The 24,561-nt window shown below is 65.1% G+C and carries 20 protein-coding genes and 3 tRNA genes; 16 read left to right on the top strand and 7 right to left on the bottom strand.

The genetic code is table 11. The annotated features are described in order from the left end of the window. The first annotated feature begins 21 nt into the window (after positions 1-21). The gene (locus tag HT578_RS01350; protein WP_039393808.1) at positions 22-414 is read left to right on the top strand and encodes a PEP-CTERM sorting domain-containing protein; all 393 of its coding nucleotides are present in this window, start codon (positions 22-24) and stop codon (positions 412-414) included. Between the two features lie 122 nt (positions 415-536). On the opposite strand, the gene HT578_RS01345 is transcribed toward HT578_RS01350, so the two are convergent. Then, complete coding sequence (locus tag HT578_RS01345) at positions 537-2,063, bottom strand: tetratricopeptide repeat protein (protein ID WP_213501684.1); 1,527 nt, start codon at positions 2,061-2,063, stop codon at positions 537-539. Positions 2,064-2,215: 152 nt separating this feature from the next. Between HT578_RS01345 and ychF the strand changes: the two genes are divergently transcribed. From ychF to HT578_RS01330, 3 genes are all read left to right on the top strand, one after another. Beyond that, positions 2,216-3,316: a redox-regulated ATPase YchF gene (gene ychF / locus HT578_RS01340; protein WP_039393810.1), complete on the top strand. Its 1,101-nt coding sequence runs from the start codon at positions 2,216-2,218 to the stop codon at positions 3,314-3,316. 127 nt (positions 3,317-3,443) lie between these two features. Continuing rightward, complete coding sequence (locus tag HT578_RS01335; protein WP_213501682.1) at positions 3,444-4,250, top strand: DUF1206 domain-containing protein; 807 nt, start codon at positions 3,444-3,446, stop codon at positions 4,248-4,250. A 6-nt stretch (positions 4,251-4,256) separates the two neighbouring features. Next, positions 4,257-5,009, top strand: a complete 753-nt coding sequence (locus HT578_RS01330) for a MauE/DoxX family redox-associated membrane protein (RefSeq protein WP_213501680.1) — start codon at positions 4,257-4,259, stop codon at positions 5,007-5,009. 7 nt (positions 5,010-5,016) lie between these two features. Here HT578_RS01330 and HT578_RS01325 read toward each other — a convergent pair whose 3' ends face one another. Both HT578_RS01325 and mutL read right to left on the bottom strand, forming a co-directional pair. After that, a complete protein-coding gene (locus HT578_RS01325) occupies positions 5,017-5,523 on the bottom strand; it encodes a hypothetical protein (protein WP_239026430.1) in 507 nt (168 codons plus the stop codon). After that, entirely contained in the window at positions 5,523-7,373 is a 1,851-nt protein-coding gene (gene mutL / locus HT578_RS01320; protein WP_213501678.1) for a DNA mismatch repair endonuclease MutL, read from the bottom strand. Before mutL ends, HT578_RS01325 begins: the two co-directional genes overlap by 1 nt. 263 nt (positions 7,374-7,636) lie before the next feature. Between mutL and HT578_RS01315 the strand changes: the two genes are divergently transcribed. The 8 genes from HT578_RS01315 to HT578_RS01280 all read left to right on the top strand — a co-directional run bounded on the left by HT578_RS01315 (position 7,637) and on the right by HT578_RS01280 (position 13,874). Beyond that, positions 7,637-8,683 (top strand): rod shape-determining protein, encoded by a 1,047-nt coding sequence (locus HT578_RS01315; RefSeq protein ID WP_039393837.1) that lies wholly within the window; start codon positions 7,637-7,639, stop codon positions 8,681-8,683. Positions 8,684-8,882: 199 nt separating this feature from the next. Continuing rightward, complete coding sequence (gene mreC, locus HT578_RS01310) at positions 8,883-9,674, top strand: rod shape-determining protein MreC (protein ID WP_226635567.1); 792 nt, start codon at positions 8,883-8,885, stop codon at positions 9,672-9,674. Next, positions 9,674-10,228, top strand: coding sequence for a rod shape-determining protein MreD (gene mreD / locus HT578_RS01305; protein ID WP_239026429.1), 555 nt, complete (start codon positions 9,674-9,676; stop codon positions 10,226-10,228). The genes mreC and mreD overlap by 1 nt, the downstream gene beginning before the upstream one ends. Beyond that, positions 10,225-12,330 carry a penicillin-binding protein 2 gene (mrdA, locus tag HT578_RS01300; protein ID WP_213501674.1) on the top strand — a complete coding sequence of 702 codons (2,106 nt, stop codon included), beginning with the start codon at positions 10,225-10,227 and terminating at the stop codon, positions 12,328-12,330. Before mreD ends, mrdA begins: the two co-directional genes overlap by 4 nt. Beyond that, a complete protein-coding gene (gene rodA / locus HT578_RS01295) occupies positions 12,327-13,451 on the top strand; it encodes a rod shape-determining protein RodA (RefSeq protein WP_213501672.1) in 1,125 nt (374 codons plus the stop codon). Before mrdA ends, rodA begins: the two co-directional genes overlap by 4 nt. A 115-nt stretch (positions 13,452-13,566) precedes the next feature. Beyond that, positions 13,567-13,642 (top strand) — tRNA-Lys (locus HT578_RS01290). Between the two features lie 39 nt (positions 13,643-13,681). Next, positions 13,682-13,757 (top strand) — tRNA-Lys (locus HT578_RS01285). Positions 13,758-13,798: 41 nt separating this feature from the next. Next, positions 13,799-13,874: transfer RNA gene (locus HT578_RS01280), tRNA-Lys, on the top strand. A 23-nt stretch (positions 13,875-13,897) separates the two neighbouring features. Here the strand turns inward: HT578_RS01280 and HT578_RS01275 are convergent. From HT578_RS01275 to HT578_RS01260, 4 genes are all read right to left on the bottom strand, one after another. After that, positions 13,898-14,230 (bottom strand): PilZ domain-containing protein, encoded by a 333-nt coding sequence (locus HT578_RS01275; RefSeq protein WP_213501670.1) that lies wholly within the window; start codon positions 14,228-14,230, stop codon positions 13,898-13,900. Between the two features lie 76 nt (positions 14,231-14,306). After that, complete coding sequence (locus HT578_RS01270) at positions 14,307-14,492, bottom strand: hypothetical protein (protein WP_239026428.1); 186 nt, start codon at positions 14,490-14,492, stop codon at positions 14,307-14,309. Positions 14,493-14,512: 20 nt separating this feature from the next. Then, positions 14,513-18,763: a translocation/assembly module TamB domain-containing protein gene (locus HT578_RS01265; protein ID WP_213501666.1), complete on the bottom strand. Its 4,251-nt coding sequence runs from the start codon at positions 18,761-18,763 to the stop codon at positions 14,513-14,515. Next, positions 18,763-20,883 carry an autotransporter assembly complex protein TamA gene (locus HT578_RS01260; RefSeq protein ID WP_239026586.1) on the bottom strand — a complete coding sequence of 707 codons (2,121 nt, stop codon included), beginning with the start codon at positions 20,881-20,883 and terminating at the stop codon, positions 18,763-18,765. The genes HT578_RS01265 and HT578_RS01260 overlap by 1 nt, the downstream gene beginning before the upstream one ends. A gap of 302 nt (positions 20,884-21,185) precedes the next feature. Between HT578_RS01260 and HT578_RS01255 the strand changes: the two genes are divergently transcribed. From HT578_RS01255 to HT578_RS01240, 4 genes are all read left to right on the top strand, one after another. Then, on the top strand, positions 21,186-22,229 hold the full coding sequence (locus HT578_RS01255; protein ID WP_239026427.1) for a YihY/virulence factor BrkB family protein: 1,044 nt from the start codon (positions 21,186-21,188) through the stop codon (positions 22,227-22,229). A gap of 75 nt (positions 22,230-22,304) precedes the next feature. Then, positions 22,305-23,606, top strand: coding sequence for a 3,4-dihydroxy-2-butanone-4-phosphate synthase (gene ribB, locus HT578_RS01250; protein ID WP_213501662.1), 1,302 nt, complete (start codon positions 22,305-22,307; stop codon positions 23,604-23,606). A gap of 13 nt (positions 23,607-23,619) precedes the next feature. Further along, on the top strand, positions 23,620-24,042 hold the full coding sequence (gene ribH, locus HT578_RS01245) for a 6,7-dimethyl-8-ribityllumazine synthase (RefSeq protein WP_039393850.1): 423 nt from the start codon (positions 23,620-23,622) through the stop codon (positions 24,040-24,042). A 310-nt stretch (positions 24,043-24,352) separates the two neighbouring features. Beyond that, a complete protein-coding gene (locus HT578_RS01240; RefSeq protein WP_213501660.1) occupies positions 24,353-24,517 on the top strand; it encodes a hypothetical protein in 165 nt (54 codons plus the stop codon). Positions 24,518-24,561 lie beyond the last annotated feature (44 nt).

Below are 24,561 nucleotides of genomic sequence, written 5' to 3'. Positions count from 1 at the left end.
GTTTACAGGGGATACGTCAGGATGCTTCGCAAGACTTTCAATACTCTCGCTATTTCCACGGCACTTTCGGTCGCCTTCGCCACCCCTGCGCACGCCACCTTCTTCTGGTGGCCGACGTCCTCGGGCGGCACCCACTCGCACTACTGCGATTGTGGTCACTCGGGCGGCTCCACCATGTGCGGCGGCAGCACCTCGACGACCTCCGGTGGCACCACCACCACCTCGGGCGGTACCACGACCACTTCGGGCGGCACCACGACGACGACCTCGGGTGGCACGACCACCACTTCGGGTGGCACGTCCGGTGGCTCGTCGGGCGGCACCGATGTTCCCGAACCCGGCATGCTGGGCATGATGGGCCTGGGCCTCATTGGCCTTGCCTATGCGCGCCGCCGCAAGCGTCGGGTCGCCTGAGCCAGCGCACCATGCACCTGCCGCGCGCCCACGCCCATCACGGGCGCGCAGGCCGGACATCGGGTAAGCGCGCCGCCATTCCCGTTGGTGGATGCACGCAGCCCCGAAAGGCCGTCGAAGGTTCAGCCTTCGGCGGCCTTTGCCTTTGCGAGCGAACGGGAAATGGCCGCGTTGCCGGGATCGGCTTTCGCGGCCATGCGCAGAAGTTGCCGCGCTTTTTCCAGCTGCATCCCACCCTCCAGGCGGACAAGCCCGGCCACGTAGATGCAATCGGGGTTGTCGGGAGCCTGCGCCATCGCGCGGTCGGCATAGCCCACCGCGCTCTCGACTTCGCCCATGTGCATGTGAGCCAGGGCAAGGCGTCGCAGCACCTCGGCATCTCCTGCACCTGACAGCATGGGCTGGTAGATCGCCACCGCCTTCGCCCACTCCTGCCGCGCCATGGCCCGTGCGCCGTCCTCGATACGCGCCTGTGCGGCCTTGAGCCGCGCCGGATCGAGCCGTGCGGCCAGTGCTGCCGCTTCGGGCGCTCCCACCGCGTCGGCCGCCTGGCGCGCGGCGTTGATGGCTTGCGGCCCAGCCAGCGGGCTCATCGCAAGGGGGCGCAAGGTCTCCCAGGCATCACCGGGATTGTCGGTCTCGATCTGCGCAATTCCGAGCATGAGCCGGGAATAGGGATTGCCCGGAAGCGCCAGCGAGGCCCTCTGGAATATCACCCGCGCCTGCTCGGCATGGCCAAGACGCAGCAGCGCTTCGCCGTAACTGAGACTGAGCGGTGAGCCCGGCTCAAGCTGGGCCTCACGCGCCTGCAAGGTCGTGCGGATCGCCTCCCACTCGCCCTTTTCGGAGAGCAGCTGTATCCGCATTGCCTCGATTTCGGGCGTCGCACCCAGGTCCTTGCGGGCGGTCTCGATGGCCTTCGTAGCCGCGTCGACATCGCCCTTGATGTCGTACTGGTTGGCCAACGCCACGCGCGGTGCCGGCCGGTCGGGATAGGCCTCCACCACCTTGCGGAAAGCCGCAATGGCGGCGTCGGTCTGGCCTCGCGCCGCCGCGAGATCTCCAGCCAGCACGAGCGTTTCGTAAGCCCCCGCATCGCGCGCGACCATCCGGCGGTAGATCGCCTCGGCCGCGTCGAACTGGCCGTCCTGCAATCGGAAACGCGCATAAGCCTCGGCAAGGCGGATACCGCCGCCCTGCTCCATCCCCGCCTCGAACGCGGCAATGGCGGCCTCGCGCCGGTCGAGCGCCAGATTGGCCTCGGCGCGCACGCGGGCGGCATCTTCGCCTTCTGCGGTACCCAGACGCTCAAGCGCCTCGGCAGGTCGTCCCCGCAGCAGCGCAATCTCGGCCTTCAGGACCGAGAGGCCGCTCCCCGTTCCGCCCGCCTGTTCCAGGCGACGAAGCGCGCCTTCCGCCCCATCGGGATCACCCAGGCCCAGGTAAGCGCGCGCCAGCACTTCGAGCATGGCCGCATTGCCCGGATCCTCCTGCAAGGCTGAGGCGACCTCGACACGCGCCTGGTCGAAATCCTCCCGTGCCAGACTATCCTGCGCCTTTCCAAGGAGGGTCTCAGGACTGTCGCCACACGCGGCGAGCAAAGAAAGGGCCACGAAGGGCAGCGCGAAGCGGGGGAGGGATCGGCTCATGGCATGCTACCTAGCGACAAGCCCTGAACTTTCCGTTATGCGCACGTGCCTGATCCCCTTTGTGCATTTCCTGAACCGAAATGCACCGCTAAAACTGGCCAAGAGGGCGCTGCGGCGCTATGGGCAGCCAAATTTTCTTACCGGAGTAGATAATGGGTTTCCGTTGCGGAATCGTGGGCCTGCCCAATGTCGGCAAGTCAACCTTGTTCAATGCGCTCACCGAGACGCAGGCTGCCCAGGCTGCCAACTATCCCTTCTGCACGATCGAGCCCAACGTCGGGCAGGTCGGCGTTCCCGATCCGCGCCTCGACAAGCTGGCCGAGATCGCGGGGTCGGCCAAGATCATCCCGACCCAGCTTTCGTTCGTGGACATCGCCGGGCTCGTGCGCGGCGCCTCGAAGGGCGAAGGCCTGGGCAACCAGTTCCTCGGCAACATTCGTGAAGTCGACGCGATCATCCACGTGCTGCGCTGCTTCGAGAACGACGACATCCAGCACGTCGACAACAAGGTCGACCCGATTGCGGATGCCGACACGGTCGAGACCGAGCTCCTGCTCTCCGACCTTGAAAGCCTCGAGAAGCGCGTCCCCGCGGCGCAGAAGCGCGGCGCGAGCGGCGACAAGGAAGCCAAGATCGCCGCCTCGGTCCTGGGCCAGGCGCTCGAACTCCTGCGCGAAGGCAAGCCCGCCCGCCTGACCGAGCCCAAGGACGAGGAAGAAGAACGCGTCTTCCGCCAGGCCCAGCTCCTGACCGCAAAGCCCGTCCTCTACGTCTGCAACGTCGAGGAAGAAGCGGCTGCGGAGGGTAACGAATTCTCCCAGCGCGTCTTCGAGAAGGCCGCTGCCGAGGGCGCGACCGCGGTCATCGTCTCGGCCGCCATCGAGGCCGAACTGGTCGGCATGGACAAGGAAGACCGCGGTGTGTTCCTTGAGGAAATGGGCCTGGCCGAAGCCGGCCTCGCGCGCATCATCCGCGCGGGCTACGAGCTTCTCGAGCTGCTGACCTTCTTCACGGTCGGTCCCAAGGAAGCGCGCGCCTGGACCGTCCACAAGGGCGCCAAGGCGCCTGAGGCTGCAGGCGAGATCCACTCCGACATGCAGCGCGGCTTCATCCGCGCCGAAACCATCGCCTTCGACGATTTCGTGGCTCTCGGCGGCGAAGCGGCCGCCAAGGAACAGGGCAAGCTGCGTCAGGAAGGCAAGGAATACGTGGTGCACGACGGCGACGTCATGCACTTCAAGTTCAACGTCTGATCCAGCCCCCACTTCAGCTTGCATCCCGCCCCCTCCGACTTGAGGGGGCGGGGCAGGTTCGGCACTAAACGCAGGCCCATGCGTTGCCCTTGCAACCCCTTAACGAGTTGCGAGGAACACGCTCCCCATGATCGACCGATCCGAAAAGATCGTCTGGCTCGCCCGTCTGGGCTTCGTGGCGCGCGGCGTCGTCTACGCCCTGCTGGGCTATCTGGCCCTGTCGAGCTCCTCGACGCAGACGGTCAGCTCCGGCCAGTCCGGTGTTCTGGGTTACATCCAGCACATCCCGGGCGGCGTCCCGATCCTCTTTGCCGCCTCAGCCGGACTTCTGGGCTACGCCCTGTTCCGCTTTTCCTCCGCCTTTCTCGACATCGAGAACCGCGGAACCGATGCCAAGGGCATCGCCACACGCACAGGGCACCTTTGCAGCGGCGTGCTCCACCTCGGCCTTGCCTGGTCGGCGCTCCAGTTCGCCATCGGCAGCAAGCAGAGTGCAGGCGACCGTACGCACGACATGGTCTCGACCGCGCTCGGTTTCGAGCTCGGGCCCGTTGCCCTTGCCATCGCCGGTGTCGCGCTGGTGACCGGCGCTCTCTTCCAGGCGCGCGAGGCCTTCACGCTCGGCTTCATGAGGTGGGTCTCCCCCCGCGCCCCGACCTGGAGCTGCTGGCTCGGGCGTGCCGGTTATGCCGCCCGCGCGGTGGTCTACCTTCTCATCGGATGGTCGCTGCTGCGCTCGGCCTGGTCGGAAAACAGCTCCGAGGCCCGCTCGGTAGGCGGGGCCATTCTCGACCTGCGCGAGATGGGCGCGATCCATACAGCGGTGGCCGCAGGTCTCCTGCTGTTCGGGCTCTTCAGCCTCATCATCGCGCGCTACCGCATCATTCCCGATCCGGGCCGCAAGTTCCACGCCGCCCGCCAGGCCCTGAGTTGATCTGCCATGCCCCACCCCAACCAGAACGCCGTCCTCTACCGCATGGTGATGGACAAGCACATCTGCCCCTTCGGCCTCAAGGCAAAGCATCTGCTGGAACGCAAGGGCTATGACGTCGAAGACCACTGGCTGCAGACCCGTGAGCAGACGGACGCCTTTCAGGAAAAGCACGATGTGAAAACCACTCCGCAGATCTTCATCGCGGGGCAGCGCATCGGCGGATACACCGACCTGCGCAAGTTCCTGAAGCTCGACGTGCCGGACGCGGACCGGAAAAGCTACACGCCCGTCCTGGCCGTATTCCTCACCGCCGCAGCTCTCGCGATCGCGAGCAGCTGGGCCGTCCTCGGCAGCGCGCTGACCGTGCTGACCGCCGAGTGGTTCGTCTCGATTGCGATGATGCTGCTCGCCATGCTCAAGCTGCAGGATGTCGAGCAGTTCTCGACGATGTTCCTCGGCTACGATCTTCTGGCCCGGCGCTATGTGCCCTACGCCTATGCCTATCCGTTCCTGGAATGGACGGCCGGCGCGCTGATGACCGCGCATGTCCTGCCCATCCTCTCGATCCCCGTGGCGCTCGGTATCGGAAGCGTGGGCGCGGCCTCGGTCTTCTATGCGGTCTACATCCAGAAGCGCGAGCTCAAGTGCGCCTGCGTGGGCGGGTCGGCGAACGTGCCCCTGGGCTTCGTCTCGCTCACCGAGAACCTGTTCATGGTCGGCATGGCGCTTTGGATGCTGATAAAGACCACCACCCTGTAACGCGACGCTAGTCGGTGTCCGGCGGCGTGCAATCCATCATGCCGTCGGCCATGAAGGCGACCCGCTCCTGCGCATCGTGGAGCATGATGCGCGCGGGCCAGTTGACGGCATCCCCTCCCGTCTCATCGTCGGGCAAGCGGATGATATCCAACCAGTTTTCAAGGCCCGTGTACGTCGAATGCGCGCCGCCCGGCAGCTCGGCACTGGTCGTGCGCGCGGCATAGCGGTCAAGGTCGGGCGGCACGATCATGAAGCCCTCGTCCGGACCTGCGACGAAGATCGGGTTCTCATCGCCCTTGGCCGTGAAGCGGCAGCCGCGATGCGACAGGCCATAGCGCTCCATGTCCACATCGGCGATGGGCTGCGGGATGATCGGCTCGAACGGAGCCTTGCTCATCCGCTTGACCATGGCGACGTCCTTCGCCGCATCGGCCTTCCTTTCGGCCACGGTATCCTCGGAGCCACAGCCGGCCAGCGCCGCAACCAGCGCCAGCCCCATCCATCTTGCGTGCATCACTTTCGCCCGAACAGTTTCTCGATATCTGCGTGAGCCAGCTTAACCCACGTAGGGCGTCCATGGTTGCATTGCCCCGAGCGCGGCGTGTGCTCCATTTCACGCAGCAGCGCGTTCATCTCGGCCACCGAAAGCGTGCGACCGGCCCGGACCGAGCCATGGCAGGCCATCGTCGCCAGCACGAGATCGAGCCGCTCGCCCAGGAGCAAGGCATCGCCGTTCTTGGCCAGATCGTCGGCCACATCGCGCACCAGCGCCTCCGCGCTCGACTTGCGCAGGACAGAGGGGATTGCACGCACCAGCATCGCGCCGGGCCCGAAGCGTTCAAGCACGAGGCCGAAGCGCGCGAGATCCTCCAGTTTCTCCTCCAGCGCATCGCACGCGACTTCCTCCAGTTCGACCACCTCGGGAAGGAGGAGCGCCTGGCTGTGGTTCATCGCCTCTTCCGCGCCCGCCGCTTTGAGGCGTTCGAGCACCAGGCGTTCGTGCGCGGCGTGCTGGTCCACGATGACGAGGCCATCTTCGGCCTCGGCCACGATGTAGGTGTTCGAAATCTGGCCGCGCGCCACACCCAGGGGATAGCGCAGCGCCTCTTCCTCCGCCGCGTCGGGCTCTTCGGAAAGAGCTTCGGCCCGGCCCGAAGGCTGCGCCATGACGTCGGCCTCGTAGGCACGCCAGGCGGCGGCGCCTTCGGCCACGCGCCCTGACCCGCCGCCACTCGGGAAGGAGGTGCGCTGGGGAGCGTATTCGCGTGCAAAGAGCGAGCCGATCGAGGGCGCGGGCTCTGCGCTGCGAGCTGGCGCTGCGGGCTCGACCTGCCAGTTGCCCATGGCGTTCGCCGAGGGTGGCTGCGCGCTTTTCTGTCCGGCCGCTTCCAGCGCGTGACGCAGCGCGCCGACCAGGAAACCGCGGATGAAGGCCGGGTCCCGGAAGCGAACTTCGGTCTTCGCCGGATGGACGTTGACGTCGACCTCTTCGGGCGGGATCGAGAGGAAAAGGGCGAGCACCGCATGCCGATCACGCGCCAGCATGTCGGCATAAGCCCCGCGCACGGCACCTGTCAGGAGGCGATCCTTGACCGGACGGCCGTTGACGAAAAGGTACTGGTGATCGGCGACACCGCGGTTGTAGGTCGGCAAGCCTGCAACGCCCGTCAGGTGGGCGTTGCCCCGCTCGGAATCGATGAGGACGCCATCCTCGGCGAGTTCGCGCGCCACAAGTCGAGCGACACGTGAAGCCAGTTCTTCATCGGGTTGGACCGCGATGACGCGGCGCCCGTCGTGTTCGAGGACGAAACCGATGTCCGGCCGGGCCATCGCAAGACGGCGCACCACGTCCTGGCACGCGGCGTATTCGGAGCGCGGCGTGCGCAGGAACTTGCGGCGCGCGGGCACCTTGCCGAACAGGTCCTCGACCCGGATGCGGGTTCCGGGCGGCAGGGCCGCCGGACCATCCTCGCTCACCACGCCATGGTCGGTCACCCGCTTCCAGCCCTCGTCCGCGCCGCGCGGGCGGCTCTCGATCGTGAGGCGCGCAACCGAGCCGATCGAAGGCAGCGCCTCGCCGCGGAAGCCCAATGTCGAGACCATCTCGATATGTTCGTCGGGAAGTTTCGAGGTTGCGTGACGCTCGAGCGCGAGGGCCATTTCGTCGGGGCGCATGCCGCAGCCATCGTCGGTGACCTCGATGAGGTCCAAGCCACCCGAGGCGATGCGCACGGTGATCTGCGTGGCGCCCGCGTCCACCGCGTTTTCCACCAGCTCCTTGAGCGCCGAGGCCGGGCGCTCGACAACCTCACCGGCAGCGATGCGGTTGACGAGATGTTCGGGCAAACGGCGAATCGTGGGCATGGAATTCCTGAATTTGCGGAGAATTTACGGCACCTGCAGGCGCATAATCAGAGCATGTGCCGGCAAGCACACCCCTAGCCCTTGAAACTAACGACGAAGCGCCGCGATTTCGAGACGGATACCGGAGGAAACCCACCGGAAATCGACACAAATTTTTGGCCTTTCGCGAATCGATGGTTTAAGGGAGCCTCTCTCTTGCAAAACAGACTTTCGCAGGCACGCTTCGCGCAACGCCTCGCGACTGGAAATCATACGGATAATAGATGGCTGGCCCCTTCTCGCGATTCTTCAAACTCGGCTCTCAGGACATGGCGATCGACCTGGGTACCGCGAACACGCTCGTTTACGTGCAGGACCGCGGCATCGTTCTGAACGAGCCCTCGGTCGTCGCGATCGAGACCATGAACGGCGTGAAGAAGGTGAAGGCGGTCGGCGACGACGCCAAGCTGATGATGGGCAAGACGCCCGACAACATCGAGGCCATCCGCCCGCTTCGTGACGGCGTCATCGCGGACATCGAGATCGCCGAAGAGATGATCAAGCACTTCATCCGCAAGGTGCACGGCAAGTCCAATCTCTTCCGCTACCCCAAGATCGTGATCTGCGTGCCCTCGGGCTCGACCTCGGTCGAGCGCCGCGCCATCCGCGACGCCGCCAGCAACGCCGGCGCGCGCGAAGTCTTCCTGATCCTGGAGCCGATGGCTGCGGCAATCGGCGCCGACATGCCTGTCACCGAACCGGTCGGTTCGATGGTCGTCGACATCGGCGGCGGCACCACCGAGGTCGCCGTGCTTTCGCTGCGCGGCCTTGCCTACACCACCTCGGTGCGGGTGGGCGGCGACAAGATGGACGAGGCGATCGTCTCCTACGTGCGCCGCCACCACAACCTCCTCATCGGAGATGCCACGGCAGAGCGCATCAAGAAGGACTACGGCATTGCCGTCATGCCCGAAGATGGCGCAGGTGAGACGATCCACATCAAGGGCCGCGACCTCGTGAACGGCGTGCCCAAGGAGATCTCGATCACGCAGGCCAATGTCGCCGAAGCGCTGGCCGAGCCCATCGGGGCGATCATCGAAGGCGTGCGCATCGCGCTGGAAAACACCGCGCCCGAACTCGCCGCCGACATTGTCGACCAGGGCATCGTCCTGACCGGCGGCGGCGCGCTCATTCGCGGCCTCGACGACTATCTGCGCGAGGAAACCGGCCTTCCCGTCAGCGTCGCCGAAGATCCGTTGTCCTGCGTCGCGCTCGGCACCGGCCGTGCGATGGAAGATTCCGTGTACCAGGGCGTGCTGATGTCCGCCTGATCCACCGCCGAGGCGAAGAGCGCACCGCGCGCTCCTCGCCCGTTGATTGATGCAATACCCGGAGCCCCTCCCCTCGGGGGAGAGGTCCGGCTCGACTTGGAGTGCAGGGCGCATGGCGCCGCCGGCAAGCAAGCGCTCCGGATATTCCCGCAGAGCGCAATTTTCTTCGTTTATCAGCCATACTGCGGGCGTGGTGGGCGTGGTCATCGGGCTTGTCCTGATCGTGATCTCGGCCGTCAATCCCAGCAGTTTCCAGAGCTTGCGCGCGATTGCCGCCGACGCGACCGACCCGGCCGCCGAAGCGACCGCAAAGGGGCGCAGCTTCGGCGACAACGTGCTGAACAGCGTTACCGGCTTCTTCAAGATGGGAAGCCGCCACGCGAAGCTCGAAAAGGAGCTCGCGATCGCGAAGTCGCGCCTGGTCGAGGCTGAAGCCATCGAGGCCGAGAACGCGCGCCTCAAGGACATGCTCAAGCTCACCCGCACGCGCAAGGACGTGGTTGCGGTCGCCACCCTGACCGCGTCGACGCCGTCGAGCACGCGCCGCTTTGCAACGCTGGGCGTGGGACGCAACAAGGGCCTGGAAAAGGGCATGCCGGTTCGCTCTGCGCGCGGGCTCATCGGCCGCGTCCTCGAAGTGGGCCAGACCAGCGCGCGGGTCCTCCTCATTACCGACACCGAGAGCCTGGTTCCGATCCGCCGCACCAAGGACGGCGTCGCCGGCTTCGCACAGGGCCAGGGTGATGGCACCTTGCGGGTTCGCCTCGTGAACCTGGGCATCAATCCGCTCAAGAAGGGCGATGTCATCGTCTCCTCGGGCGCTGGCGGCCTTTACCGCCCCGGCACGCCGATGGCGGTCCTCACCGAAATCCTGCGCGACGGCGCCATTGCCCGCGTGATCAGCAACCCGACCGATGCCGACTACGTGCTCGTCGAAAGGGCCTGGGCCCCGGAGGCACCGCCGGTCGAAGCCCCTGCGGAGAAGCCCTAGTGCTCGAAGGCCCCACGACGCGCCGCGACGATGGGCCGCGTCCGCGGATCAACCGGGCCCCCTCCCCGATCCTGGCCCAGGTCGTGCCCTGGCTGTCGGTGGTGCTGGCCACGATCGTTCCGACCTGGTTCGTGATCGCCTCGGCCCCGATGTTCCCCCCGTTCGGGTTCCTGACCTTCCTTGCCTGGCGCCAGTTGCGCCCGGGGCTCTTGCCGCTGTGGGCGGGCCTGCCGCTCGGCCTCGTTGACGATCTGTTTTCGGGTCAACCCTTCGGTTCCGCGGTGCTGCTATGGTCGCTCGCGGCCATCGCCATCGACAACCTGGAAGAGCGCTTCCCCTGGCGCAATTTCGCCACCGAATGGCTGGTAGCCACCAGTCTCATCATCCTCTACATTCTGGGCAGCTATCTCCTGTCCAACCTGGTTGCCGCCAATGCCCCCATTCATGTCGTGGTGCCTCAACTCGTGATCTCGATTTTCGCCTACCCCCTCATCGGACGCCTGGTTGCCGTTCTTGACCGCCTGCGCCTGACCGCGGTGCGGATCACCCGATGAAATTCCGCTTTCGCCGCGCCAAGCCCAAGCCCCACATTTCCAACGGCATCCTGCGCAACAGCTTCGACCGGCGCACCGTCGTGCTCGGCTCGGTCCAGGGCGGGGTCGCTTGCCTTCTCGCCGCGCGCCTCGGCTACCTCGCCGTGTTCGAGAACGAGAAGTACCAGCTCGAGGCCGAGAGCAACCGCGTCAACCTCTCGCTGATCGCGCCGCGCCGGGGCTGGATCCTCGACCGGCATGGCACCCCACTTGCTTCCAACCGCGCCGACTTTCGCGTCGACGTGATCCCCGAGCGCATGCACGACAAGGCCGAGACCGTCGCGATGCTCGGCGATCTTCTCGACCTCACCCCGGTCGCGCGGCAGGACCTGCAGGACAAGCTTGAGGACGCCCGCGGCTTTGCCCCGGTACAGGTTGCAAGCGGACTCGATCTCGACCGTTTCTCGGCCGTCAGCGTGCGCCTGCCCGAACTGCCCGGCGTCGTTACCCAGCGTGGTTACTCGCGCTATTACCCCGACGGCGTGAACGTAGGCCACCTTATCGGTTATGTCGGTGCTGCCTCTGCCGAGGAGTACGAGAAGGACCGTGATCCGCTGCTCCTGACGCCGGGCTACAAGGTCGGCAAGGACGGCCTGGAAAAGGTGTTCGAGAAGGAACTGCGCGGCAAGCCGGGCGCCCGGCGCACCGAAGTCACCGCGCGCGGACGCATCATCCGCGACCTCGAGACACGCGACGACATTCCCGGCGACACCGTCAAGCTCACCATCGATGCGGGCCTGCAGTCCTATGCCGCACGGCGCATCGGCACCGAGTCCGGCTCGGTTGTCGTGATGGACTGCCACAACGGCGACATCCTCGCGATGGCTTCGATGCCCAGCTTCGATCCCAACAGCTTCTCCGACGGCATCGGCCGCCTGGAATGGAAGATGCTGTCGGATGACGACCACGTGCCTTTGCGCAACAAGGTCCTGCGCGGGCTCTACCCGCCCGGCTCCACCGTCAAGCCAATGGTCAGCCTCGCCTTCCGCGAAGCCGGCCTTGACCCGAACGAGACCGTCTATTGCGGCGGCGGCCTGCGCGTGGGCAACCGCGTGTTCCACTGCTGGAACCGGCGTGGCCACGGCCAGGTCGACATGGCCAAGGGCATCTACCAGAGCTGCGACGTCTATTTCTACGCGATGGTCCAGCGCATGGGCATGGACGTCATTGCCGCGATGGCGCGCAAGCTGGGCCTCGGGCAGGAGTTCGACCTGCCCGTCGTCGGCCAGTCCTACGGCACGGTGCCTGACCCGGCCTGGAAGCTGCGCAAGTACGAGCGCGAGTGGCAGACCTTCGATTCGGTGAACGCCACCATCGGCCAGGGCTACTTCCTCGTGAACCCGCTGCAGCAGGCGGTCATGGCCTCGCGCATCGCAAGCGGCCTTAACCTGCAGCCGCGCCTGATCCACACCGGTAAGCCGCAGCACGCCGAATCGCTGGGTATCCCGCAGGACCACCTCGACTACGTCCACAAGGCGATGTCGGACGTGGTCAACGGCCCCGGCACGGCACACCGCGCCGCGCTGCCCATGAAGGACGTGCTGCTCGCGGGCAAGACGGGTACGGCCCAGGTCGTTAGCCTCAGCATCTCGAACGGCAAGACCGGCCCCTTCAAGTACCGCGACCACGGCCACTTCATCTGCTTCGCGCCCTGGGACAAGCCCCGCTACGCCTGCGCCGTTGCCATCGAGCACGGCGGCGGCTCGGGCGCGGCCTACCCCATCGCGCGCGACGTGATGACCTACCTGTGGGACAAGGAGGCCGCGATGGAGCGTCTCACCGAATATGAGAGCCAGTGGGGCGGCACCGCGCAGGAACGCGCCGATTCGCGCTACGGCTCCTATGTTCGGCAGTACGGCGTCTCGGCTCCCAAGGTCTCGACCGAACAGGAAGCCGAAGCCGTGCGCGACGCTGAAAACACGCAGAGCCAGCCCCAACCCATCATGAGCGAAGCCCAGAGCCCCCGCCCCGAGCCGGTTGCATCGCCAAGCGCGAACGCATCGCCGGATACGTCGGACGCAGCGCCCTCCGCCACCACCAGTGCCGGGCAGTCCACGCAATGAGCCTCATGAACCTGCCCGCGGTCTTTGCACGCCAGCCCTGGATCGTGCTCATACCGCTCTTCGCGCTCGTGGGCCTGGGCGGCGCCGTGCTCTATTCGGCGGCCGGGGGCAGTCTGCACCCCTATGCACAGAGCCATGTCCTGCGTTTTGGCCTGTTCCTGGTGATGGCCTTCGTCATCTCGATGTTCAGCCGCAATTTCTTCCGGATCATGGCCTATCCGACCTACGCCCTGATCCTGATGCTGCTCGTGCTGGTCGAACTGGTCGGCGCGGTCGGCATCGGTGTCGGCAGCGGCAGCCAGCGCTGGCTGGACCTCGGCTTCATGACGCTCCAGCCCTCCGAGCTGATGAAGCCGGGTATCGTCCTCGTCCTGGCCAAGTTCTACGAGACCCTTCCCGCGCCGCTTACCCGCAGCTGGCGCGGCCTCGTGCCTGCCTGCATCCTGATTGGCATTCCCGCCGTTTTCGTGCTGATCCAGCCTGATCTGGGAACAGCGCTCGCCATCTGCTTTGGCGGCGTCGTCATCATGTTTCTCGCAGGGCTCCCGATCAGCTGGTTCTTCGGCGCGACGGTTCCGCTGATCGCCATCGTCCCCGCGGCCTTCTTCTTCGTGCTCCACGACTACCAGAGGAAGCGCGTCCTGACGCTGTTCGACCCCGAGGCTGATCCGCAAGGCGATGGCTACCACATCATCCAGTCCAAGATTGCGATCGGATCGGGCGGCGTGTTCGGCAAGGGCTTTGGCAACGGTTCGCAGAGCCACCTGCAATATCTTCCCGAGGCCCATACCGACTTCGTCTTCGCCACCATGGCCGAGGAATGGGGCATGGTGGGCGGCCTCTTCGTGATCGCGGTCTTCGCGATCATCCTGGGCTGGGGGCTGCGCGTGGCGGCCAAGGCTCCGGACCGCTTCTCGAGCCTGCTGGCCGCCGGAATGAGCACGACGATCTTCTTCTACGTCGCCATCAATCTGATGATGGTGATGGGCATGGCGCCAGTCGTTGGCATCCCGCTTCCGTGGATGAGCCATGGCGGAACCTCGATGCTCACCAACATGATCTGCCTGGGCGTTCTGCTCGCCGTAAACCGCTGGAACCGTGGACCTTCGTCATTCACCTGAAAAAATTTCAAGTTTTCTCTTCCCTTCCTCGAATGAGCCTGTATAGGAGCCACTCCGCCGCCGAATCGGCGAAGCCAAACGGCTTCACACCGGCTCACGGCAGAAGGCTAAAAGTGGACGCATAGCTCAGTTGGTAGAGCAGCTGACTCTTAATCAGCGGGTCCTTGGTTCGAGCCCAAGTGCGTCCACCAAGCCTTCATCAACCACTCTTCGGGGTGGCCCTTTCGTGGGGACGCATAGCTCAGTTGGTAGAGCAGCTGACTCTTAATCAGCGGGTCCTTGGTTCGAGCCCAAGTGCGTCCACCACCACCTTACCAACCATCCTTACAGGGATGGCCCTCTCGTGGGGACGCATAGCTCAGTTGGTAGAGCAGCTGACTCTTAATCAGCGGGTCCTTGGTTCGAGCCCAAGTGCGTCCACCACCCCCCTCTCCTGACATCGACAATCACGCCGGATCCTGTGGCACAGCCATGGACAGTCCGTAGCGGGCATTGAGATCGGTTATCGTTGCCGGCGCAAGTGCGTGCACGAATTCGATGCCGACGGCCCCTTCGCGCACCCAGCGTACGCGCGCCTTGCGCGGCTTGAGATGGGCGAATCGCAACGTGACTTCCTCGCCTTGCGCAAAGCTCTCCCGGCTCCGCAGGATCGAGCAGCCGCCAGTTCCCAGATTGCCGATCTCGACATCAAAGACCTTCCAGGGGGACTTGCGGCAGCGCGCGCTCAGCAGCACCTCATGGCGACCGGACAGCCGATCACCGGGATTTCCGGCGTACATTCCTAAACCTTTCGTGATGCGCGACCTTCTTCTGCAATCGATAGCAAAGGCAGGTAAACACCAGGTTGCCTCAAGCCTACCTGACAGGCGCCGCCGCAGCGCCACCGCCGCGCGTAGGTGCGGCCGTAGGGGCCAGCTGCGCATCGATGGCCTTGCTGCTCGCTTCGATGCGCTTCGTGGCGTCCTCGTAGCGCTCATCGAACCCGGGCTCCTGCTGGCAGGCGGCGAGCAAGCCTGCCCCTGCCAGTGCCAGAGTTCGCAAGAAAAGAGCACTCCGCGGCATCAATAATCCTTCCGGATGCGCACGTTGACGCTGTTGACGCCCGAACCACCCGCCTGACTCAGGACCGAGAGCCAGTTGGTCACGCTGACCTCCAGCTGGGTCGCGGTGAACCCGCGGGCATCGGTGATGAGTTCGACGTAGATGTCATCGGTCAGGTACTGACCTGCAGCAAGCGCCGTTCCGCGCCCGCTGTCCTCATCCGCGCCCAGGATACGCAGCCGGTCGACACCGGTCGCCGAGCGCAACGATCCGAGCGGGTTCAGACCGCCGCCCGAGGCCCGCAGCGAGTTGAGCGAGGAGGCGAGCTGGACGGCCTGGATGGCCGAGAGGTTCGCCACTGAGCTGCCGAACAGGATGCGCGAGACGATTTCGTCGTCGGGCAGGCTGGGCGAGGAATTGAAGTCGAACTGGGGATCGTAGGCCTGGCCCGAGACAATCACGCTCACCTGGACGTCCTCGATCGATTCGGTCGCGGTGATGGCCACCGTGGGATCGATCGTGCGGCCTCCATTGAAGGTGATGAGACCCTCGCTGAGATCGAAGGAGCGACCCGCGAAGCCCAGGGTGCCGCGAACAAGCTCCACCTTGCCGGCCATGGTCGGCTCGCTGCTCGTGCCATTGATGGTGAAGTCGGCCGACCATTCCGACTCCAGGCCCATGCCGGACACGTAGAGCTTCTCAGGTGCGAGAAGATGGAGATCGAGACGGATGTTGCCGAAGGCACCCGCCATGCTTTCCGCTTCCTCGTCGCCAGACACGCGCACCGGACCGCGACGCGGCTTGAAACGCACGCCGGTCAGCTTGGGCACTTCGGAGACGCTGTCCATCACGATCTGGTAGCGGGTCTCGGGAAGGCGTATTTCACCCGAGAGGAGCGGCGTTTCGCTCGGCTTCTTCTGGAAACGCAGCGAACCGCTGGCACTTGCCGACAGCGAACTGCTCTTGGCGAGGCGTGCATCGTCGAGTTCGACCTTGATATCCATCGGATAGCCGCCGGCTGCCGACAGGCTGACAAAGCCGTTGGCCTTGATCGTACCATCGCCAGCCTTGCCATTCAGCGAGCGCAAGGCAAAGCGGTCCCCGGTAAAGGCGCCTTCCAGATCCATCTCCGAAAGGCGGGTCCCGTAAGCCTGGTTCTCATAGGTGAGCCCCCGGCCCTTCACCACGCCCTTCAGGCATGGGTCCATGAGCTTGCAGGAGAAGTCCGCAGCCAAACCAACCGAGCCCGTCAGCGACTGGCCTGGCTGGCCCGCAAAGGAAAACAGCGTCGCTGCAGGCCCGTTGTAACGGATGCCACCGCTCAGGGGCGCCTCGAGAAGCCGCGCCATCCACGGGCCTTCGCTCGCGGGAAGCGGCCGCAGGTTGGCAGCCATACGGCCGATCACGCTGCCCCGGCGGCGCACGACCGAGCGCACTTCCGCTCCGTCAGCCAGCAGCTTGCCGACAAGGTTCATGTTCACCGGCTCGCTGACAGTGCTCGAGCTGGTCCGCGTGAAGTTCGCAAGCGTCAGACGGGCATCGGCCTGTGGGAAGGAGGCCGCGTTCTCCTGCGCAAAATCGACGCTGCCATTGACGGTCCCCCCAAGGCCGAGGCCCGGCATGAACGCATTGGCCATGGCGACGTCGAGCCCTTCGAGCCGCGCCTTGAGAGACATGCCCGCGCCATAGTCGCCCGAGAGCCGCAAGGTGCCTCCGCCAATCGAGACAGCGCTGGGCAGAAGCTCGTAGCCATCCTCCTTGATGGCGATGCGGGCCGGGTTGATCGTCTTGACGGTCTGCCCCCGCATACGACCACGCAGGGCCACCCGCCACAACTCGGGCTGCATCTCGGCGTTGAAGCCAAGCCGGAAGGGAATGCCGCTCACACCCTCGACCAGCCCCTTCGCCCTGCCCGCTCCGTCACGGTAATCGATCAGCACGCGGCCTGCGGCCAGGTTGTATTCGCCCATGCTGACGCCCGACACCTGCGCGTCGGCGACGAGCAGCGGCTGATCGTAGAGCACCGCACGCCCATCAACGATAGCCGATCCGATGGCGAGGTTTGCAGGCCCCTGGAATACCGTATCCTTGGCGCGCAGGTTGAACTTCGCGGCCTGGTATTCGCCGTCCGCCGAAAGATCGACCTTGCCGCCGACCCCATTGCCCGAAGCGCTCAGCTGGCCCGCGAAAGGCCCACTGGCGGTCTGGACAAGGCGCCCGGCGAAATCGATCCCCGAAAGCGTGGCCGAATTGATCTGCACCGCCATGGCCTTGGCCATTTCCAGCGTGACGTCGGCCTTGAGCGGGCCGTAATCGGTATCGCTCGTCATATCGAGACGGTAGCCGCCCTTCGCCCCGGTCACGCGCGCATCGACATTGGCAAGACCAATGCCCAGCCCCGGCCGTTCAGCCGTGAGGTGCGCGTCGGGATCGGTCATGGTGCCCTTTACCCGTACCGCAATCGCTCCGTACTGCTCGGACGTGCCATCGGCGTTGAACGCAATACGGCCATCGGGCGACCACAGGCCCGATCCGCCCCGGACATTGAGGTAAGGCGCAGTCAGGTTGACGTTCGAAAAGCGCGCCACACCGTCCGCGCCGTAACGCACGCGTGAGGACACCGCGAAATCGCCGCCAAGGTAGGTCGCGACATTCTCGTTGAGGAGCTTGGTCGAACGCGCCTTGACCGTACCGTCGAGGCCATAGTTCGCGCCCTCGCCTTTCAGCTCCATGTCGGCGTTGATCGTCAAGATGCCGACGCTGGAAAGCTCGTAGTTGTCGATCCGTCCGTCGAGCGCGCCGGTATAGAAGCCCTCGCTCATGTCCGCGACCAGGAGCAGCCCGGCATCGATGCGGTCAGAGCGCAGGCGCATGTTGTCCGAAAGGATACGCGTGCCCTTGACCGCGACATCGCCATCAAGACGCACCTGCTCCAGGGTTCCTCCCGCAACCGCGTCGAGCCCCGTGATGCGAGCGACGCGCGCCGAGACGGGAATGAGGATCCGCTCGGCGTCGACCGTTGCCGCGCCGCGTGCGGTGAAGCCCTGCAGGCCCATGTCGTTCATGACCAGGCGCGCGGCCGTGATCTCGTAATCCACCGATGGCGTCGCAAAGGCGCCATCCAGAGCGAGGTGGGCATCGACCCCCGAACCGTGCAGGTTCTCGGTCAGCACCGAAGGGCTGAGCAAGGTGAAGTCGAGTGTAAAGTCCTCGAAGGTGTTGTCGGACAGATCGATGCGGCCCGCAGGCACGAGACGGAAAGCGTCACTGCTGACCTCTCCCTTGACCGCCATGCTGCGCTCGGCAAGTGCCGCGGTCACATCAAGACGGGTGATCGGCCCCAGGAGGGCCGCCGTCGGCCCTTCGAAAAGACGTGCGACTTGCGTATCGCCACGAACCTGGAAAGTTCCATCCCGCGCGCGCAAGGCAAGATCCGCCAGCGGGGCGCCGCCATAGGAGCCCTTGAGCGTCCCATCCCAGCTCGCCCAGTCCCCCTTGCCCGTCAGCGCCAGGTCCATGGGCTGCGTGAAGCCGGCTAGCGCAGCGATGACACCCTCGGTGGGCGCCTTCAGATCCAGATCGATACCAAGGCGGTTCTTCGCAGGCTGAGCGTCGAGTTTCACGAGGAAACTGTCGCCCCCCTCCTTGCCCTCGATGGGAATCGTCGCGCCTTTGGCATCGACGATGGCCCGGCCATCGGAAATATGCGTCTCGCCCGAGAGCGACATGATCCGGCGTTCGCCCGAAACCGGCGCCTCGGCGATGAAACGGTCAACCCGCAGCTCGCCGATGTCGATGTCGAGATCGGGAAGCAGTGGGCCTTCGCTCGGCGGGGTTTCCTTGAACACCGGCACGCGGCGCAGAACCATCTGGCCCGCCGTCGCGCTGCGCACATCGACGTGGTTCTGGAGATAGGCAAAGGGCCGCCAGTCGACGTGGATCTCAGGCGAAAAGAGGAATTCCCCCTTGGTATCGCGTACGGACAGGTCATGCAGCGTCATCTCGCCGTAAAGGGAGCCCTCGATCCGGCCCACGCGAAGCCGCATGCCATTCTCGAAGGTCAGCCCGGCGATCTGCTCGGCCACGAAGCGATGTCCGGGCCCGGTATCGATGCCGAAGATCACGGCCGCGACAAGCACCACGATCCCCAGCACCGCAGCCACGACCGTCTTTACGAGGCGTATGCGCGCGCGATGCCATAGGCTCGGCTTGGTCGGGGCGGCTTCCACCGTATCCGTTTCGCCGGTGTCGGGAAGTTCGTCCTGGGCCATCAGAAGGCCTGCCCGATGGAGACATAGACGTTGATGGAAGATTCTCCTGGGCGCCGGTTGATGGGCGTTGCCACATCAAGGCGCATCGGTCCGAAATTGGTGTAGAAGCGACCGCCGATACCCACGCCGTAGCGGATATCGTTGAACTGGGGCATGGTCTCGCGATAGGCTTGGCCCGCGTCGACGAAGGCAACCACGCCGTAGTTTCCGAAACGATAGCGCGCCTCGATGGAGCCCTCGTTGAGGCTGCGCCCACCGATCGGACGGTCATCGGGGGCCTGTTCACCAAGCCCCTGATAGCTGAAGCCGCGCACCGATCCGCCGCCACCGGCATAGAGACGCCGCGAAGGCGCGAGATCGAACAGACCCACGCCCTGGATCGTGCCGAACCGCACGCGCCCGGCGATCACCAGGCTGTCCGTCACCGGGTAGTAGGCCGAACCATCGATCCGCGCGCGCAGGTAGGGATTGAACCCCTTGTTGAGCGTCGCCTCGGGCTGGATCAGCGTAGTCAGGCGGAAACCCTTGGTCGGATCGAGGAGGCTGTCGGACGTGTCCCATCCGACCTGCCCGTTGACGCCCGCGATGTAGTAGGTGCGGCGGCTGCGATCTCCGGTGGTCTCGTTGTAGTCAGTTTCGGCCGTACCGATCAGCTCGATGCCGGCACCATAGGTGAAGCGCTTCTGCCACAAGGGGGTCGAATCGCGGCTGATGCGCGCGGCCAGGCGTCCGGTATAAGCGTCGTAGGCGTCATAATCGTTGTAGAAAGCCTCGGCGGTCAGTTCGAGCGTGCGGTCGCGTTGGCCCGCATTGGAGCGGCGGAAGGTGCTGCCAAGCCCCATCTGCTGCGTGCCGAGGATTCCGTTGAAGCTGACAGCGCCTTCGGGCGGAAACATGTTGCGATGGGTCCAGGCCGCCTGCGCGGTGATACCCTCACCCGCCGCATAGCCGAGCGAACCGGCGATCGTGCGCGCAGGCCCCTTGTCCTGCTTGACGTGGAGGCGCACCGCCTCGGTGCCGTCCTCCAGCACCTCCCCGGTCTGTTCGGGCTCGACCGCGACAGTTGAGAACAGGCTCGTGCCAATGAGCGCCTTGCGCAGGTCATCGACCATGCGGCTGTCATAGAGATCGCCCTCTTCGAAACGCGCCAGCACACCCACGTGCCTGGCATCGAAGGCCGTGTCGCCATCGGTCGTGATACCCCCGAAGCGTCCGCGCGGACCGATCGTGACGGGCAAGGTGTACACGCCATCGCCCGTATCGCGGTCGAGCAGGATATCGCGCTGGCCGACCTTGGCGAAGGGATAGCCGTTCTGCGGCAGGGCCACCGCCACGCGCGCTTCGGCCCCCTGCACGCGCTGCGCCACGATCGGCTCTCCGACCTTGAGCGGCATGTTGTCCGCGATCAGACCTTCCGGCTCGGTCGGATCGGCCTCGATCACGATGTCCGAGAACGTGAAGCGCTGCCCGGGAACCACCGAAATGCGCGCGGTGAGATCGCCCTCGTCGCTGTCGCGCGCAGGGGCAAGTCGCGTGCGGATACGCGGCGTATACCAGCCATCGGCCTCGAGCAGGGTCTGGAGAAGCTGCGCATCCTCTTCGAGGCGCGCGGAGACCATGGCCGTATTGTTCGCCTTGCCATCGCCTTTCTTGAGGGCGGAGAGCGAGTTGAACACGCTCTTGATGGCCGTCGGGCTTTCCTCGTCCGCGCTCTCAAGTCCCTCGAGTTCGACGCGGTAGCGGACCTCGCTCTGCTGCTCCTCGCCGCCCTCCTCGGCAAATTCGACCGGGGTCACCTCGAACTGGTCGAGCGGCGGCAAAGGCTCGGAAAGCTCGGCGTCGCGAATGGGCGCATTCTCGATCTCGCGGACAGTCTGCACATCGTCGGGGATCGACTGCACCGTCTGTACGGGCGCCTCGGGCGCGCGCGCGCGCGCGCGCGCACTCTCACCTTCTCCGGCCATGCGGCGTTCGAAATCAGCGATCGAGTCCAGCGGTTTGTCGAGTTCGGGATCCTCGCTCGCGCCCAGTTCGGGAACGCGGGAATTGAATTCCTCGTCATCGATGACGGGTTCGACCTCGGGCAGATCAGACGCGTCCGGCAGAGCGGGCACATCCATCGCACCGGCCTTCAGCGAGGAGGGCTCATCGGCACGTTCCTGGATGGCCGGATCGCCCGGCACCTGGCTTTCCTGCGCCAGAACGGGCGTAGCGTAGGCCAGACCGACCGAAAGTGAAAGAAGTGCGCAGCCGCAGCGGATAACACGAGCCCCCCTGGTTCGGGTACGGAGACAAGGTGTATCGCTTAGTCCATTCATAAACAACGCTGTTTCTGTCCCCATGCGCGCCAAGGCCGTGTCCACACCGCCGATAACCCTTATCGCATTGCAACCACAATGGTTCCCGTACAGTTTGTTAGCGCATGACCGAGGACTATCTCCCCCCCAACGCCCCGCCCGGTGCGGATTCCAACTGGCCCCTGCAGATGCCGCCCCGCGCCTGGCTGCGGATTTTGCGCAGGGTCTGGATCATGGCGGGCTTCCATGAACTGGGCCTCCTGGCAGGAGGACTGGCCTTCTACTGCTTCCTCGCGCTGACCCCACTGATCGCCGCGACAGTGATGATCTACGGATTGGTCGGCGATGCCGATACCGTGCGCAAGCAGATGCAAAGCATCGTTGATGTGGTTCCGCCTGAAGTCGCGCAGGTCCTTCAGGCCCAGCTCATCCAGATCGTCTCGACCAGCTCCGGCGTTACCGGCCTTGCCCTTGTCATTGCCCTGTTCTTCGCCATCTTCGGCGGCATGCGCGCGGCCAACGGCATGATCAGCGCGCTCAACATCGTCAACGAGGAGCACGAGACCCGCGGCACCATCGCCGTTTCCTTCCGGGCTGCGAGCCTGACCCTGGCCGCCGTCTTCATCGCGCTGACCGGCGTCCTGGCGGGCGGCGTCTTCACCTGGCTGCAACGCCAGGCTTCGTTCTACCTGGGCACCTCGACCGCGACCCTGTTCACCTGGCTGACATGGCTTGCCGCGCTGATCCTTGGCACCTGCGGCTTTGCCCTCATCATGCGCTTCGGGCCCGACCGGCGCCCCGCCAAGTGGCGCTGGCTGGCGCCCGGCGCGATGCTGGCCACCTTCCTGTGGCTGGCGATCTCCTTCGGCTTCTCGTTCTATGTCGCCTATATCAGCGACTACAACGCGACGTACGGATCACTCTCGGCCATCGTTGTCTTCCTGATGTGGCTCTACCTCTCGGCCTACGGGGTCCTCTTGGGCGCGCTACTCAATGCCGAGATCGAGCGGCAGGTGTTCCGCGACACGACCGCGGGCCGCACGCGCCCTCCCGGCGAGCGCGGCGCAGTCTTGGCCGACATTCTCGATGACACGATCCCCACGCTCGAGGATCTCGAGCAGCACAAGGTTCGTCGCGCGCGTCTGGCGCGCCAACGCCTCGACAGCTGAACATCGGATACTCAGCTATTGCATTGCGATGTGATAAAGGTCTAACGGCCACACATCGCAATGTGAGAAAGACCAATGCCCTCCAAAGTCATCGACCAGGTCCGCAAGCTCATCACCGAAGGCGGCATGAGCCGCGCCGGGCTTGCCCGCGCCGCCGGCCTCCACGCCAACACCCTGCGCGACTGCACCGAGGAAAGCTGGAACCCCACCACCGAAACCCTCGCCAAACTCGAGCACGTCCTTTTCTCGAACGATGAGACCCCCGTCCTTGTCCCCATCGAGGACATCATCGACGAGGCGCGCAACGGCCGAATGTTCATCCTCGTCGACGACGAGGACCGCGAGAACGAGGGCGACCTCGTCATTCCGGCGCAGATGGCCACGCCCGCCGCGATCAACTTCATGGCCACCCACGGCCGCGGCCTCATCTGCCTCTCGCTCACCAACCAGCGCGTCGACGAACTTGGCCTCGACCTGATGAGCCAGCACAACGGCACCCGGCACGAAACCGCCTTCACCACCTCGATCGAGGCGCGCGAGGGCGTGACCACGGGCATCTCCGCCGGTGACCGCGCCCGCACCGTTTCGGTTGCCATCGACGGCACCAAGTCCAAGGCGGACATCGTTACCCCCGGCCACGTCTTCCCACTGCGCGCCCGTGATGGCGGGGTCCTCGTGCGTACCGGCCACACCGAAGCCGCGGTCGACATCTCGCGCCTTGCCGGCCTCAATCCCTCGGGCGTGATCTGCGAGATCATGAAGGACGACGGGACGATGGCCCGCATGGACGACCTCGTCAGCTTCGCGCGACTCCACGATCTCAAGATCGGCACCATTCGCGATCTCATCGCCTACCGCCGCAAGCACGACCGCATGGTCGAGAAGACCAACGAGCTGACCTTCACGAGCCGCCATGGCGGCCAGTGGACGGCCTGCTGCTACCACAACCGCGCGACCGGCGATGAGACCATCGCGCTGGTGAAGGGGCGCATCGACCCCACACAGCCGACGCTGGTGCGCATGCACACCCTCTCCACCTTCGTGGACATCTTTGGCGAGGAATCGCAGGATCGCTCCGACCTCCTGCAGCGCTCGATGAAGATCATCGCCGAGGAAGGCTCCGGCGTCATCGTCGTCATCAACAGCCCGATGTCGCAATCTTTCTCCGAAGTGATGGACCTCAAGCGCCAGTTCCGCGATGGAAAGAATCCGGACCTGGAGGAACTGCGCGATTACGGCGTGGGCGCGCAGATCCTGGCCGAACTGGGAATCCACGACATGATCCTCCTGACCAACACCCGTCATTCGCTCGTCGCGCTCGAAGGCTACGGCCTCGATATCGTCGGCGAACGCCCCATCACGTCCAGCGAAAGCTAAGGAAGCTACCACCATGGCTCGTTTTCTCATCGTCGAAGCCCGCTTCTACGACCACCTCAACGACATGCTCGTCGCAGGCGCCCGCAAGGCGCTGGAAGCCGAAGGCCATTCGGTCGACGTCATCACCGTTCCCGGCGCACTCGAAATCCCGGGAGCCCTCGCCCTCGCGGACGGCGCCGGTGAATACGATGGCTATGTCGCCATTGGCGTCGTCATCCGCGGCGAGACCTACCACTTCGAGATCGTCGCGGGCGAAAGCGCGCGCGGCATCATGGCGCTGACGATGGACGGCATCGCCATCGGCAACGGCATCCTGACCGTGGAGAACGAAGAGCAGGCCCTCGTCCGCGCCGATCCGGCGCAGAAGGACAAGGGCGGCGAAGCGGCCAAGGCAGCACTTGCCCTGCTCAAGCTGCAGGACAAGTTCGGCCGCTAAGGAAGAGGTCACACCACACCCTTGCAAAAAGGGCGCCGCGGCACAGGCCCGGCGCCCTTTTTCATGCGCGCGCACCGGTCGCTGGAGCGCGGTAGCTTTCGCCCTCGCACCAGTCCCGAAACGCAACAGCGCGCAAACCCTGATTGCTCCGCCCTCGAATGGCCCTAGAAAGGGGGCATATGGCATTTTAGAGCCATAACGGATGTTCATGTGACATCTGGCTCGGAACGCTCGATACAAGGGGCGTTTACACGAGGCCAAACCCGGGGTCGCAGCCGGTACACCAACAGCCGACAGGAGAAACGGCACCATGAAGGACCGGGCTCAATTGCAGGAATTGCTCGATGATCTCTACGACTGCCTCGCCCAGCTCGACATGGCGGGGGAAAGCGTGGCCGCTGCCCATCTCGATGCAGCCGTGACACTGCTTAACCGATCGATCGAACTGCTGCCAACTGCAACCGAAATGGAATAACCTCGTAAAGACGCGGGCCCGTAAGCGCGCTTAAGGTTGTTGGA

The sequence above is a fragment of the Novosphingobium decolorationis genome, assembly GCF_018417475.1.
Lineage (GTDB): Bacteria > Pseudomonadota > Alphaproteobacteria > Sphingomonadales > Sphingomonadaceae > Novosphingobium > Novosphingobium decolorationis.
Note: the sequence above shows the minus strand (reverse complement) of the source record. Positions and strands in the feature narration are given on the sequence as shown.

Bases quoted from the DNA above. Each gene is read 5' to 3' on its own strand.
- ribH (WP_039393850.1), top strand. From the start codon at position 23,620: ATGGCTCGTTTTCTCATCGTCGAAGCCCGCTTCTACGACCACCTCAAC.
- rodA (WP_213501672.1), top strand. From the start codon at position 12,327: ATGAGCCTCATGAACCTGCCCGCGGTCTTTGCACGCCAGCCCTGGATC.
- HT578_RS01255 (WP_239026427.1), top strand. From the start codon at position 21,186: ATGACCGAGGACTATCTCCCCCCCAACGCCCCGCCCGGTGCGGATTCC.
- mrdA (WP_213501674.1), top strand. From the start codon at position 10,225: ATGAAATTCCGCTTTCGCCGCGCCAAGCCCAAGCCCCACATTTCCAAC.
- HT578_RS01240 (WP_213501660.1), top strand. From the start codon at position 24,353: ATGAAGGACCGGGCTCAATTGCAGGAATTGCTCGATGATCTCTACGAC.
- ychF (WP_039393810.1), top strand. From the start codon at position 2,216: ATGGGTTTCCGTTGCGGAATCGTGGGCCTGCCCAATGTCGGCAAGTCA.
- HT578_RS01260 (WP_239026586.1), bottom strand. From the start codon at position 20,883: ATGGATGTGCCCGCTCTGCCGGACGCGTCTGATCTGCCCGAGGTCGAA.
- mutL (WP_213501678.1), bottom strand. From the start codon at position 7,373: ATGCCCACGATTCGCCGTTTGCCCGAACATCTCGTCAACCGCATCGCT.
- HT578_RS01350 (WP_039393808.1), top strand. From the start codon at position 22: ATGCTTCGCAAGACTTTCAATACTCTCGCTATTTCCACGGCACTTTCG.
- HT578_RS01335 (WP_213501682.1), top strand. From the start codon at position 3,444: ATGATCGACCGATCCGAAAAGATCGTCTGGCTCGCCCGTCTGGGCTTC.
- HT578_RS01265 (WP_213501666.1), bottom strand. From the start codon at position 18,763: ATGGCCCAGGACGAACTTCCCGACACCGGCGAAACGGATACGGTGGAA.
- HT578_RS01325 (WP_239026430.1), bottom strand. From the start codon at position 5,523: ATGCACGCAAGATGGATGGGGCTGGCGCTGGTTGCGGCGCTGGCCGGC.
- HT578_RS01315 (WP_039393837.1), top strand. From the start codon at position 7,637: ATGGCTGGCCCCTTCTCGCGATTCTTCAAACTCGGCTCTCAGGACATG.
- HT578_RS01275 (WP_213501670.1), bottom strand. From the start codon at position 14,230: ATGTACGCCGGAAATCCCGGTGATCGGCTGTCCGGTCGCCATGAGGTG.
- ribB (WP_213501662.1), top strand. From the start codon at position 22,305: ATGCCCTCCAAAGTCATCGACCAGGTCCGCAAGCTCATCACCGAAGGC.
- HT578_RS01345 (WP_213501684.1), bottom strand. From the start codon at position 2,063: ATGAGCCGATCCCTCCCCCGCTTCGCGCTGCCCTTCGTGGCCCTTTCT.
- HT578_RS01330 (WP_213501680.1), top strand. From the start codon at position 4,257: ATGCCCCACCCCAACCAGAACGCCGTCCTCTACCGCATGGTGATGGAC.